At 65.4% G+C, this 12757-nt stretch carries 14 protein-coding genes; 9 read left to right on the forward strand and 5 right to left on the reverse strand.

Features of this window, described 5'->3' with window-relative positions:
- Window positions 1-15: 15 nt before the first annotated feature.
- The gene (locus ACP150_RS15600; protein WP_424967590.1) at window positions 16-1515 is read right to left on the reverse strand and encodes a CoA-acylating methylmalonate-semialdehyde dehydrogenase; all 1500 of its coding nucleotides are present in this window, start codon (window positions 1513-1515) and stop codon (window positions 16-18) included.
- A 98-nt stretch (window positions 1516-1613) separates the two neighbouring features.
- Between ACP150_RS15600 and ACP150_RS15605 the strand changes: the two genes are divergently transcribed.
- The 3 genes from ACP150_RS15605 to coaD all read left to right on the forward strand — a co-directional run bounded on the left by ACP150_RS15605 (window position 1614) and on the right by coaD (window position 3594).
- Window positions 1614-2507: a LysR family transcriptional regulator gene (locus tag ACP150_RS15605; protein WP_424967591.1), complete on the forward strand. Its 894-nt coding sequence runs from the start codon at window positions 1614-1616 to the stop codon at window positions 2505-2507.
- Window positions 2508-2560: 53 nt separating this feature from the next.
- Window positions 2561-2995, forward strand: coding sequence for a CBS domain-containing protein (locus ACP150_RS15610; protein WP_424967592.1), 435 nt, complete (start codon window positions 2561-2563; stop codon window positions 2993-2995).
- 83 nt (window positions 2996-3078) lie between these two features.
- Window positions 3079-3594 carry a pantetheine-phosphate adenylyltransferase gene (coaD, locus tag ACP150_RS15615; protein WP_424967593.1) on the forward strand — a complete coding sequence of 172 codons (516 nt, stop codon included), beginning with the start codon at window positions 3079-3081 and terminating at the stop codon, window positions 3592-3594.
- On the opposite strand, the gene ACP150_RS15620 is transcribed toward coaD, so the two are convergent.
- Window positions 3588-3752 (reverse strand): hypothetical protein, encoded by a 165-nt coding sequence (locus ACP150_RS15620; RefSeq protein ID WP_424967594.1) that lies wholly within the window; start codon window positions 3750-3752, stop codon window positions 3588-3590. The genes coaD and ACP150_RS15620 overlap by 7 nt on opposite strands.
- Before the next feature lie 195 nt (window positions 3753-3947).
- Here ACP150_RS15620 and ACP150_RS15625 point away from each other — a divergent pair, with 195 nt between their 5' ends.
- Window positions 3948-4556: a GNAT family N-acetyltransferase gene (locus ACP150_RS15625; RefSeq protein WP_424967595.1), complete on the forward strand. Its 609-nt coding sequence runs from the start codon at window positions 3948-3950 to the stop codon at window positions 4554-4556.
- Here the strand turns inward: ACP150_RS15625 and gap (ACP150_RS15630) are convergent.
- Together gap (ACP150_RS15630) and gap (ACP150_RS15635) are read right to left on the reverse strand one after the other, a co-directional pair.
- A complete protein-coding gene (gap, locus tag ACP150_RS15630) occupies window positions 4553-5554 on the reverse strand; it encodes a type I glyceraldehyde-3-phosphate dehydrogenase (RefSeq protein WP_424967596.1) in 1002 nt (333 codons plus the stop codon). The genes ACP150_RS15625 and gap (ACP150_RS15630) overlap by 4 nt on opposite strands.
- 215 nt (window positions 5555-5769) lie before the next feature.
- A complete protein-coding gene (gap, locus tag ACP150_RS15635; RefSeq protein ID WP_424967597.1) occupies window positions 5770-6771 on the reverse strand; it encodes a type I glyceraldehyde-3-phosphate dehydrogenase in 1002 nt (333 codons plus the stop codon).
- 261 nt (window positions 6772-7032) lie between these two features.
- Here gap (ACP150_RS15635) and ACP150_RS15640 point away from each other — a divergent pair, with 261 nt between their 5' ends.
- Window positions 7033-7983, forward strand: coding sequence for a DUF808 domain-containing protein (locus ACP150_RS15640; RefSeq protein WP_424967598.1), 951 nt, complete (start codon window positions 7033-7035; stop codon window positions 7981-7983).
- Window positions 7984-8055: 72 nt separating this feature from the next.
- On the opposite strand, the gene tkt is transcribed toward ACP150_RS15640, so the two are convergent.
- Entirely contained in the window at window positions 8056-10071 is a 2016-nt protein-coding gene (gene tkt, locus ACP150_RS15645) for a transketolase (protein WP_424967599.1), read from the reverse strand.
- 328 nt (window positions 10072-10399) lie between these two features.
- Here tkt and ACP150_RS15650 point away from each other — a divergent pair, with 328 nt between their 5' ends.
- The 4 genes from ACP150_RS15650 (at window position 10400) to ACP150_RS15665 (ending at window position 12742) form a co-directional block, all read left to right on the forward strand.
- Window positions 10400-10840, forward strand: coding sequence for a hypothetical protein (locus tag ACP150_RS15650; RefSeq protein WP_424967600.1), 441 nt, complete (start codon window positions 10400-10402; stop codon window positions 10838-10840).
- A 2-nt stretch (window positions 10841-10842) separates the two neighbouring features.
- Window positions 10843-11253 (forward strand): cell division protein ZapA, encoded by a 411-nt coding sequence (locus ACP150_RS15655; RefSeq protein ID WP_424967601.1) that lies wholly within the window; start codon window positions 10843-10845, stop codon window positions 11251-11253.
- Between the two features lie 3 nt (window positions 11254-11256).
- A complete protein-coding gene (gene speB, locus ACP150_RS15660) occupies window positions 11257-12219 on the forward strand; it encodes an agmatinase (RefSeq protein WP_424967602.1) in 963 nt (320 codons plus the stop codon).
- A 64-nt stretch (window positions 12220-12283) separates the two neighbouring features.
- On the forward strand, window positions 12284-12742 hold the full coding sequence (locus tag ACP150_RS15665; protein WP_424967603.1) for a DUF1499 domain-containing protein: 459 nt from the start codon (window positions 12284-12286) through the stop codon (window positions 12740-12742).
- Window positions 12743-12757 lie beyond the last annotated feature (15 nt).

A 12757-nucleotide genomic window follows, 5' to 3' on the forward strand; every position in this document is an offset into this window, starting at 1 on the left:
CAAGCGGCGTTGTGATTACTCCATAACGGGGATGGAAAACTCGCCGCCTTCCTTGATGCCCGAGGGCCAGCGCGCGGTGACCGTCTTGGTCCGGGTGTAGAACTTGAACGCGTCCGGCCCGTGCTGATTGAGATCGCCGAAGCCGGATTTCTTCCAGCCGCCGAAGGTATGGTAGGCCAGCGGCACGGGGATCGGTACGTTGACCCCGACCATCCCGATATTGATCCGGTTGGCAAAGTCCCGTGCCGCATCGCCGTCCCGGGTGAAGATCGCGGTGCCATTGCCATACTCGTGGTCCATGGCGAGGCCGAGCGCCTCTTCATAACTTTGCGCGCGCACGGTCGACAGGACGGGGCCGAAAATCTCTTTGCGGTAGATGTCCATGTCCTTGGTGACGTGGTCGAACAGATGCGGTCCGACGAAAAAGCCATCCTCATAGCCCTGCAGGCTGAAATTGCGGCCATCGACGACCAGCTTGGCGCCCTGATCGACGCCGGACTGGACCAGCTGCTCGATATTCGCCTTGGCGGCGGCGGTGACCACGGGGCCGTAATCCACATCCGTCCCGGCGGTGTAGGGCCCGACCTTGAGCGCCTCGATCCGCGGCACGAGCTTCTCGATCAGCCGGTCGGCCGTGTCGTCGCCCACGGGCACAGCCACCGAGATCGCCATGCAGCGCTCGCCCGCGGCCCCGTAGCCTGCGCCGACCAGCGCGTCGGCGGCCTGATCCATATCCGCGTCGGGCATGATGATCATGTGGTTCTTGGCACCGCCGAAACACTGCACGCGCTTGCCGTTCGCACAGCCGCGCGAATAGATGTATTCCGCGATCGGCGTGGATCCGACAAAGCCCACCGCCTGGATCGTGTCATGGTCGAGGATCGCGTCCACCGCCTCCTTGTCGCCATTCACGACCTGCAACAGACCATCGGGCAGGCCCGCCTCGGTCAGCAACTCGGCCAGCATCAGCGGCACCGAGGGATCGCGCTCGGACGGCTTGAGGATGAAGGCGTTCCCGCAGGCCAGCGCCGGGGCCATCTTCCACATGGGGATCATGGCGGGGAAGTTGAACGGCGTGATCCCGGCCACGACGCCGAGCGCCTGGCGCATGGAATACATGTCGATCCCGGGACCGGCGCTGTCGGTGAACTCGCCTTTCAGAAGATGCGGCGCAGCGATGCAGAACTCGACCACTTCGAGCCCGCGCACCACGTCGCCCTTGGCATCGGGCAGGGTCTTGCCATGCTCGCGGCTCAGGGCCTCGGCCAGCTTGTCCATGTCGCGGTTCAAAAGGCGCACGAATTCCATCAGGACCCGGGCGCGGCGCTGCGGGTTGGTCGCGGCCCAGGCCGGTTGCGCGGCGGCGGCGGCCTGCACGGCGGCGTCGAGCTCGGCGGCGCTGGCCAGCGGGACCTTGGCCTGCACCTCGCCCGTGGCGGGGTTCATCACATCGGCGAACCGGCCAGAGGTCCCGGCCACGCGGGCCCCGTTGATATAGTGACTAAGCTCTTCCATAACGCTCTCCCATTTCCGATTGCCCCCATCATAGCTTGCAATTTTGCCCGCAGAAGCGGCAGATTGCCAAATAGGTTTTGCATTTTTGCAGGTACGGCATGGCATTGAACTGGGATGATCTGCGGATTTTCCTGCATGTAGCGCGGGGCGAGGGGCTGACGGCGGCTGCGCGCTCGCTGCGGCTGGATCCGGCGACGGTCGGGCGACGCATCGCCCGGCTCGAGGCGGAGCTTGACGCGGTGCTCTTCGTCAAATCCCCCCAGGGCTACCGCCTCAGCGAGGCGGGCGCGCGGTATCTCCCTCATGCGGAGGCGGCCGAGCGCGCGGCGCGGGCCATGGGCGATGCGCTCGGCGGGCAGGGGGAGGATCTGGCCGGTCCCGTCCGGATCGGCGCGCCCGATGGCTGCGCGAACTACTTGCTACCGGCGGTCTGCGCGCGGATGCTGGGCCAGCACCCAAGGCTGGAGCTGCAGATCATCGCGCTGCCCCGGGTGATCAACCTGTCCAAGCGCGAGGCGGATTTCGCCGTCACCGTATCGCCGCCGGAGACAGGGCGGTTGACGGTCCAGAAGCTGAGCGATTACCGCCTCCACTTGATGGGGCATCGGGACCTGCTGGCGCGCGCGCCCGTCGCCAGCCCCGAGGACCTGCGGCACCACCGTATTGTCGGCTACATTCCGGACATGGTGTTCGACCGGGAGCTGGACTATCTCTCGGAGGTCGGGTTGGATCGCCCGGATCTCGGCTCGAACTCCGTCGCGGTGCAGCTCAACCTGCTGAAGGCTGCAACAGGGCTCGGGATCGTGCATGATTTCGCCACCCCGGCCGCGCCGGAGCTGGTCCGGGTGCTGCCCGAACGGATCTCGCTCACCCGCAGTTTTTACCTTGTGCGCCATGCGGATGACCAAAAAGTCGTAGCCCTTCAGCGGATCGCGCGTGTTTTCGCGGGTTTTTTCCGCGACGAACTCGCCCGACTGGAGCGCAGCGCTTGACAGAGCGCCGTGCCCCCGGCGACCCTTGAGACAGAATATCTGGAGGAGCGCTCATGCTGGTACATCAAATCCTGAAGTCCAAGGCCAGTTCGGAGGTTGTGACCATCGCGCCGGATGCGAGCGTGACCGAGGCGGCCAAGACCCTGTCGGCGCGCAAGATCGGGACGCTGGTTGTGTCCAGTGACGGCAAGACCGCCGAGGGCGTGTTGTCCGAGCGCGACATCGTGCGCGAACTGGGCGCGCGGGGCGCGACCTGCATGGATGACACCGTGGGCCAGATGATGACCAAGGACCCGGTCACCTGCGAGCCCGAGGACAGCGCCGACATGGTGTTGCGCAAGATGACCGAAGGGCGCTTTCGCCACATGCCCGTGGTTCAGGGCGGCGCCATGGTCGGCGTGATCACCCTGGGCGACGCGGTCAAGGCGCGCCTGCTAGAGGTGAGCATGGAAAAAGAAGCGCTCGAAGGCATGATCATGGGCTTCTGAGCCCCGCGATTGCAAACCCACGCACAGCGATCTATCCCGGGCGCACTTGCTGCCCCGGGCGGTCATTTTCTAAGGAGACAGCCATGCGTATCGGTCTTTATCCGGGCACGTTCGACCCGGTCACGCTTGGTCATCTGGACATCATCCGCCGCGCGGCGACCCTTGTGGATCGCCTTGTCATCGGTGTTGCCATCAACCGTGACAAGGGGCCCATGTTCTCGCTGGACGAGCGGGTCGCCATGCTCGAGGCGGAATGTGCCGAGATCTCGAAGGATCTCGGGATCGAGATCGTGGCCCATCCGTTCGAGAACCTTCTGATCGATTGCGCCCGCGATGTGGGGGCGAGCATGATCATCCGCGGCCTGCGGGCCGTGGCGGATTTCGAATACGAGTTTCAGATGGTGGGGATGAACCGGCGGCTCGACGATTCCATCGAGACCGTGTTTCTCATGGCCGAAGCCGAACATCAGGCGATCGCCTCGAAACTGGTCAAGGAGATCGCCCGATTGGGCGGAGACGTCACGCCATTCGTGACGTCCCCGGTTAAGGCTGCGTTACTGGACCGCTTCGGGTCCAAGATGATGCGGGCCGCTCAGTAACCGTAGACGGTCTTGCGGGCGATGGCCCGTGCATTGGTGCGGTCGATATCCAGGTCATGCGCTGTTTCCCAAGGCATGGCTTCAATCTCCGAAACCGTGCGGGCATAAGCCATACGCTTGACGGCGGCGGAGCGGATCGTGTGCAGAATGTTGGTCATAGAGACACTCCAGGGAGATAAGGGTTTCTTGCGAGCGTTAGCGCTCACACGGAATAGATGGGCGATGCCGCGCTGCAGAACAACGCACATTTCGGACTGTCCGTTATGCGTTTTCTGCAAGGTGATTCATGGGGTGTTCACCCATTGCTGCAGCTGCATCTTTCCTCGCTCCTTTGTCACGCGGAAGGACAGCGCATGAGCCAGCCGGACGGCTTCACCGATATCCCCGCGGGCAAGGTGGCGGCGATCGTCACCCATCTGGAGATGACCGCCCGCCCTGTGCCGCGCGCCACGCGGGACCTGGGCGATCTGGCTCTGGTGCATGTGACGCGCCCGGACCTGCACGCCTATCGCGATCTGTTTCTGCGTGTGGGGGGGACGGGCTGGCTCTGGTGTTCGCGGCTCAAGATGCAGGATGTCGAGCTTGCCGATATTCTCCACGACCCAGAGGTGCAGGTGCATGAGCTGCGTCAGCAGGGGCGGGCCGTGGGCCTGTTGGAGCTGGATTTCCGGGAGGAGGGGGCCTGCGAGCTCGCCTTTCTGGGGCTCGAGGCGGGGCTGACCGGGCAGGGGCTGGGCCCCGCGCTGGTCGGGCGCGCTATCGAGATGGCGTGGTCACGGCCTTTACGCCGGATGCATGTGCATACCTGCACCTTCGATCATCCCGGGGCGCTTGGGGTCTACCGGCGCGCGGGGTTTCGCCCGGTGCGCCAGCAGGTCGAGGTCTTTGACGATCCGCGCCTGACCGGGCTGCTGCCGCGGGACGCGGCCCCGCATATCCCGGTCATCGCGCTGTCAGATTAGAGGAACTTCGCCATTTCCTTGGCGGTATCGACCATCCGGTTCGAGAAGCCCCATTCATTGTCGTACCAGCTCAGGACCCGGCACATGGTGCCTTCGAGCACCTTGGTCTGGTCCGTGGCAAAGATCGACGAGCGCGGGTCGTGGTTGAAATCCATCGAGACCAGCTTGTCATCCGTGACGCCCAGAACGCCCGCGAGGCGGCCTTCGGAGGCGGATTTCATCGCCGCGTTGATCTCTTCGGCGGTGGTCTCGCGCGCCGCCTCGAAGGTCAGGTCCACGACCGAGACATTCGGCGTGGGCACGCGGATCGCGACGCCGTCCAGCTTGCCGTCCAGCTCGGGCAGCACCAGCCCCACGGCGCGCGCTGCCCCGGTGGAGGTGGGGATCATGTTCATCGCCGCCGCCCGGGCGCGGTAGAGATCCTTGTGCATCGTGTCCAGCGTCGGCTGATCCCCGGTATAGCTGTGGATCGTGGTCATGAAGCCTTTGACGATCCCGATCTCCTCTTGCAGGACCGAGGCCACAGGCGCGAGGCAGTTCGTGGTGCAGGAGGCGTTGGAGACGACGATATCCGAGCCCGACAGGGTCTTGTGGTTCACGCCGTAGACGATGGTGTTATCGGCGCCCGAGGCCGGGGCCGAGACCAGAACACGCTTGGCGCCGTTCTCCAGATGCAGCGCCGCCTTGTCCCGTGCGGTGAAGATGCCGGTGCATTCCAGCACGATGTCCACATGGCTCCAGGGCAGGTCCTTGGGTTCGCGGATCGCGGTCACCTCGATCGGGCCCGAGCCCACATCGATGGTGTTGCCCGAGACGGTGACCTCGCCGGGAAACCGGCCATGGACGGAATCATAACGCAGCAGATGCGCATTGGTTTCCACAGGTCCGAGATCGTTGATCGCGACCACCTCGACATCGGAATCGCTGGATTCCTGGATCGCCCGCAGGACATTCCGTCCGATTCGACCGAACCCGTTAATCGCCACTTGCACAGCCATCTGCGCCCCCCGTTTGCTGAAAGTCCCTCGCCACGCGGGGGTCGCGCGAATGGTACCGCTAACATTTGGCGGTTGCAAGCGGCTGGGGCCGGGGGCGCAGCCCCTCGGCGCAGGCGTGACCGGCGCGCATCAGCCCGGGGATCCGAAAATCGAGGCATGAAAAAGGGCACCCCGGTTGAGGTGCCCTTTGGCAAGCTGTTTTGGTGGGGCCGCGGTTAGATCAGGCGACCGATCGCTGCGGCAGTGTCGGCCATCCGGCAGGAGAAGCCCCATTCGTTGTCATACCAGGCCAGAACACGGACGGTCCGGCCGCCGATGACCTTGGTCTGGTCCGGCGCAAAGATCGAGGAATGGGTCGTGTGGTTGAAATCGATGGAGACCTTGGGCTCCGGATCATAGGCGAGCACAGCACCCATATGGCCCTGAGCGGCCTCGCGCACGATCTCGTTCACATCCTCGACCGTGACGTCCTTGCCCGCTTCGAAGGTCAGGTCCACGGCAGAGACATTCGGCGTCGGCACGCGCAGGGCGGTGCCGTCGAGCTTGCCGGACAGCTCGGGGATCACCTCGCCGATGGCCTTGGCGGCCCCGGTGGAGGTCGGGATCATCGCCATGGCTGCCGCGCGGGCGCGGTAAAGATCGCTGTGACGGCGGTCCAGGGTCGGCTGGTCGCCTGTGTAGCTGTGGATCGTGGTCATGATCCCGCGCTCGATGCCAATGGCGTCGTTCAGCACCTTGGCGAGCGGTGCGAGGCCGTTCGTGGTGCAGGAGGCGTTGGAGACCACATGGTCCTCGGTGGTCAGGCTGCGGTGGTTCACACCGTAGACGATGGTCTTGTCCGCATTCTTGGCCGGGGCCGACACGAGCACGCGCTTGGCACCGTGATCGAGATGGACCGCCGCCTTGTCGCGCGCATTGAACTTGCCGGAGCATTCCAGAACCACATCCACCCCGGACCAATCAAGCTCGGTCGGGTCATAGGTCGAGAAGACCTTCATCGGGCCGCGGCCCAGATCCAGGTTGTCGCCATCCACCTTGACGGTCCCGCCGAAGCGGCCGTGGATGCTGTCATACTTCAGAAGATGCGCGTTGGTCTCGATCGGTCCGGTGGCGTTGATCTTCACGACCTGCACATCGTTGCGCGCGCTTTCCGCGATATGCGCCAGCGTGCAGCGCCCGATGCGGCCAAATCCGTTGATCCCTACAGTAATCGTCATCTCACACGCTCCTCAAGCATTGGCGATCTCTGGCTCGGGCAAATTGCGCCGGTCGGATCGCGGGGGCCCGGGGGATATGGGCCACGGTATTCCGTCGTATTCTGTCATTCACCTAGCCTGTTGCAGGTGCAGAAAAAAGAGAAAAAATGTCGCTACATTAATATGTTAGCGAAAACATAAGCTGTTGGCGCTAACGCCGTGGAGAAATTTCGCAACTCCTCTGGGCGGAATGCGTTAACAAGAGGCAGGTAGGAGAGAGCGATGAGCGGACTGATAGCCCTTTTGGATGATGTGGCAGCCCTGGCCAAGGTGGCGGCGGCGTCTCTGGACGATGTTGTGGCCCAAGCAAGCAAGGCGGGCGCCAAGGCTGCCGGCGCGGTGATCGACGATGCGGCGGTCACGCCCAAATACGTCCAAGGCTTTGAAGCGTCACGGGAATTGCCCATTGTCTGGCGGATCGCCAAGGGCTCGATCAAGAACAAGCTGCTGATCCTTTTGCCGGTCGCGCTCCTGCTGGCCTCCTTCGCGCCGTGGATGATTCCCCCGCTTCTGATGCTGGGCGGTGCGTATCTGTGTTTCGAAGGGGCGGAGAAGATCCTCCACGTCTTCTTTCCCGGTGACCATGGCCATGCAGAGAAGAAGGAGCTGCCCGCAACCGCCGCGCATCTGGAGGAGGCCAAGGTCTCGGGCGCGATCAAGACGGATTTCATCCTCTCGGCCGAAATCATGACCATCGCCCTGGCCGCCCTGCCGCCGAACAGCGTGGCGTTTCAGGCCGTCGCCCTCGCGCTGGTCGCGGTGGGGATCACGGTGCTGGTCTATGGCAGCGTGGCGCTGATCGTGAAGGCCGATGATGTGGGCCTGCATCTGGCGAGCGAGGGGCAGCTCTCGGCCACCCGGGCACTGGGGCGCGGGATCGTGCGCTGGATGCCCGCCTTCATGAAGCTTCTGACGATTGTGGGTACGGCGGCGATGTTGTGGGTCGGGGGCTCGATCATCCTGCACAGCCTTGAAGAGCTTGGCGTCGGCGGTCCGGTCCATCTGATCCATGGTATCGCAGCGGGTGTGGCCCATACCCTCAACGTCGCGCAGGGCTTTGTGGAGTGGTTCGTGACCGCCACGCTGGACGGGATCTTTGGGCTGGTGCTGGGCCTTGTCATCGTCCCTGTGGTGACCCGGGCGACGGCGCTGATGCATCAGCTGCGCAGCTGACCGACGCCTCCCAAGCAAAACGCCCGCCGGATCTCTCCGACGGGCGTTTTTTCTTGCGCGGACCGCGATGGGTCAGAGCATCTCCTTGACCTTGGCGGCGGTCGCCTCGGCGGTGATCTCGAAATGCGCATAGAGCTCGCCTGCCGGTGCCGAGGCACCGAAATCATGCATGCCGACAAAGCCGCCCTTTTCGCGCTTGCCGCGCTCGCCATAGAGCCAGCGGTCCCAGCCGAAGCGGATCGCGGCCTCGACGGCGACACGGACCGGGCCTGCGGGCAGAACGCGGCGGCGATAGGCGTCGGGCTGCTCCTCGAAAAGCTCCCAGCAGGGCATGGAGACGACGCGCGTGCCGATCCCCTCGGCCTGCAGCAGGTCGCGGGCCGCCATGGCGATAGACACCTCGGAGCCGGTCGCCATCAGGATTGCCTGACGCTTGCCCTCGGCCTCGGCCAGAATATAGCCGCCTTGGGCGGTCAGGTTCTTGGTCTTGTGCTCGGTCCGCACCGTGGGCAGCCCTTGACGCGACAGGGCCAGCACCGAGGGCGTCTCGGTCTGTTGCAGGGCCAGCTCCCAGGCTTCGGCGGTTTCGACCGCATCCGCCGGGCGGAAGACCAGCGTGTTGGGGGTGGCGCGCAGCATGGCCAGATGTTCCACCGGCTGGTGGGTCGGGCCGTCTTCGCCCAGACCGATGGAGTCGTGGGTCATCACATAGACCACCGGCTGCTTCATCAGCGCCGACAGACGCATGGCCCCACGGGCATAATCGGTGAAGCACATGAAGGTGCCGCCATAGGGGCGCACCCCGCCATGGAGGCTCATGCCGTTCATCGCCGCCGCCATGCCATGCTCGCGGATGCCGTAATAGACGTAACGCCCGTCGCGGCTCTCGGGCATGAAGGTCCCGAGATCGGCCGTCTTGGTGTTGTTCGACCCGGTCAGGTCCGCCGAGCCGCCCACGGTCTCAGGCATGATCGGGTTGATCGCCCCAAGCGCCATTTCGGACGCCTTGCGAGTGGCCACCTTGGGCGCATCTTCGGAGGTTTGCTTTTTCAGCGCCTTGATCGTCGCGCTCAGCTTCTTGGGCAGCTCGCGCGAGAAGGTGCGGGCAAACTCGGTCTGCTTGGCGCCGGACAGCTTGGCAAAGCGCGCGTCCCATGCGGCTTTCTCGTCGGAGCCGCGCGCGCCGATGGCCTCCCACTGGGATTTCACATCCGCCGGAACCTCGAAGGCGGCGGCGGACCAGCCCCAGGCCTCTTTGGCGGCGGCGTTCTGGTCCCCATCGGTCAGCGCGCCATGGCCCTTGGAGGTGTCCTGGGCCGCGTGGCCGAGGGCGATATGGGTCTTGCAGGCGATCATTGCCGGGCGCGCGCTGGCCTTGGCCTCGGTGATCGCGCGGTCGATATCGGCGGGGTCATGCCCATCGCAGGAGAACACGTCCCAGCCGGAGGCGGCAAACCGCGCAAGCTGATCCGTGCGGTCCGACAGGTCGACCTTGCCGTCGATGGTGATGCCGTTGTCATCCCAGAGCACGATGAGCTTGCTCAGCTCCTGACGCCCGGCAAAGGCGATCGCCTCCTGGCTGACACCTTCCATCAGGCAGCCATCGCCCGCGATCACCCAGGTGTGGTGATCCATGATCTTGGCCCCCCAGCGCGCGCGCAGGACTTCCTCGGCCATGGCAAAGCCCACGGCGGTGGCAATCCCCTGGCCGAGCGGGCCGGTGGTGGTCTCGATCCCGGCGGCGTGGCCAAACTCCGGGTGCCCGGCGGTCGAGGCGCCGAGCTGGCGGAAATTCTTGATTTCCGACAGGGGCATGGACTCGTATCCCGTGAGATAGAGCAGGGAGTAGAGCAGCATCGAGCCATGGCCCGCCGACAGGATGAACCGGTCACGGTCCGCCCAGTCCGGGGCGCTCGCGTCAAATTTCATGTGCTTTTCAAACAGCACGGTGGCCACATCGGCCATCCCGATCGGCATGCCCGAATGCCCCGAATTCGCGGCAGCCACCGCGTCGAGGGTCAGGCTCCGGATCGCGGTCGCTTTCATCCAGTGTTCAGGGTGCGCAGAGCGCAGGGCAGCTATATCCACGGAGGCTTCGTCCTTCTCGGCTCGTATTTCAACGGGTCGGCGCGACGCCGTGGGCCGCTCTTTAACCATCGGTGGGCAAAGTGCAACCTTTGCGGGCGATCTGGGCGGCCCGAAGCGGGCGGGGAGGGGCCTCCCCCCGAAATGGGGGGGCGCATTTGCGCGACCTGCTTGGTAACGTGCGCACGCCGAACCCATCGAATCGCCCGGCGCGGGGCAGCGGGGGATCGGCGCGGCGGGTCCGAAAAGCGCAGCGCGCTCAGGTCAGGACCGCTCAGGCCGGGAACACATGACCGAGAACGGACAAAAAGAAGAACAGGAGAGGCGCGCCATGAGCGATATCCCTCAGTTGGAGCAACGTATTGCCGTTGCCCTGGAACGCATACGGGCCGGGGTGGACGCCCTGGCGGCCCCTCAGGACACGTCCGAACTGGTCGCGGCCGAGGCCCGGGCCGATGCGCTTGCCGCCGAGCTGGCTGGGGTGAAGTCGCAACTGGGCGCGGCGCGCGAGATCGAGGCCGAGGTCACCGCCCTGCGCACCAAGCTGGCCGAGGCCGATGCCGAGAAGGGCGAGCTTCTGACGACGATCCAGTCGCTGCAGGGCGTGAATGCCGATCTGCGGGCGGCGGCGGCCGAGGGGCTGTCGGATCCCGATGTGATCAACAAGGCGCTGGTCGCCGATCTCGAGGCGCTGCAAACCGCGCGCGCCGCGGATCTGCGCGATATCGAAACCCTGCTGGCCGAGCTGGCCCCGATCGCACAGGAGGCCTGATCATGCCCGAAGTGACCATCTCCATCGGCGGCCGGGATTTCGCCGTGGCCTGTCAGCCGGGCGAAGAGCCCTATCTGCAATCGGCGGCCGAAATGCTCAATGCCGAGGCCTCGGTTCTGTCGGACCAGCTGGGCCGGATGCCGGAATCGCGCATGCTGCTCATGGCGGGGCTGATGCTCGCGGACAAGACAGCGGCCATGGAAGACAAGGCCAATGCCGCCGAAGCGAAGCTGGCCGAGGCGATGGGCGCGCTCGAGGCGTTGCGCAACGCGCCGGCGCCCGAGCCCGAGCGCATCGAGGTGCCGATGATCCCGCCCAGCGTGGCCGAAGGCATGGCCGAGCTGGCCGCCCGAGCCGAAGCCATGGCCGATGCGGTCGAGGCGCGGGCCGCCGAGCGTGCGGACACGGCCTGATCCATGGCGCTCGAAGACGCGTCGGGCGAGGTCGACAATGCGTTCACCCGGCGCGAGGCGCGCGGGCTCAGCTATGAGGCGGCCTATGGCGGCGCGCTCAGTTTCCTGCGGCGGCGCTATACCAAGGATCTGACCGGGGTGGATGTGGCCGTCACCGGCGTGCCCTTCGATCTGTCGGTCACGAACCGGCCCGGTTGTCGGCTGGGGCCGCGGGCGATCCGCGAAGCCTCCAGTCTGCAGCCCTTCGATCCGCCCTATGGCTGGGGCTTTGATCCGATGACCGAGGTCTCGGTGGTGGATTACGGGGATCTGGCGTTCGATTATGGCAAGGCGGCGGGCTTTCCCGCCGCGCTGACCGCGCATATCGCCGGGATCCTCGAGGCGGGTGTCGCGCCGCTCACCATGGGCGGGGATCATTACATCACCTATCCGATCCTGCGGGCCATGGCGGCCAAGCACGGGCCATTGTCGCTCTTGCAGTTCGACGCCCATTCCGACACCTGGCCGGACGAGGATTTTGACCGGCTCGACCATGGCACGATGTTCTACAAGGCGGTGAAGGAGGGGCTGATCGACCCCAGCCGCTCGGTGCAGGTGGGGATCCGGACCACGAACGAAACCGATCTCGGGTTTCACGTGATCGACGCCCGCGAGGTGCATGAGGCGGGACCAGCCGCGGCGGCCGAGAAAATCCGTGCGATTTTGGGAGCTAACAAGACATACCTCACCTTTGACATTGACTGCCTGGACCCGGGCACGGCGCCGGGCACGGGGACGCCGGTCTGGGGCGGGCTGAGCGCAGGTCAGGCGGCGATCCTGCTGCGCGATCTGGCGGGGATCCACCTGGTCGGGGGCGATGTGGTCGAGGTCTCGCCGCCCTATGATCCGTCCGGGGCCACGGCTGTGGCCGGGGCGCATGTGCTGACCGAGATCCTCTGCCTCTGGGCCTGGACGCGGCGGGGCTGAGTGCCCTTGCGCAATGGGTCTGTCTCCTTAAGTCTTGGGGCAGAGCAAGCAAGGGAGCCGCAGAATGGGCAATTGGATAGGCGTGCTGATCATCGTGGCGATGTTCGCCGTGGTCGGCGTGATGGGGTATTTCCGTTTGGCGCCCACCGATGCCGAAAGCTGGCATGTGGACCCGACCGATCTGAGCCTGAGCGATGGCAAGGGCGCGGCGTTGGTGCGGGCGGATGGCGCACTCAGCAGCCCGGTCTTCGACGAGACCCCTGAGGCGCTTCTGGCGCGGGTCGATGCGGTCGCGCTTGAGACCCCGCGCACCCGGCGCATCGCCGGCAGCGTGGACGCGGGGCGCATCACCTACATGACCCGTTCGCTGATCTTCGGCTTTCCCGATTTCACCACCGTGACCGCCATCCCCTCGGGTGCGGGCGCAGAGCTTGTCGCCTATGGCCGTCTGCGCTTTGGCAGCTCGGATATGGGCGTCAACAAGGAGCGACTCGAGGGCTGGCTGGCCCAGCTCGGCGGCTGAGCGCGTCCGGGCCGG

Source organism: Dinoroseobacter sp. S375 (assembly GCF_049800775.1).
In the GTDB taxonomy this organism is placed as follows: domain Bacteria; phylum Pseudomonadota; class Alphaproteobacteria; order Rhodobacterales; family Rhodobacteraceae; genus Dinoroseobacter.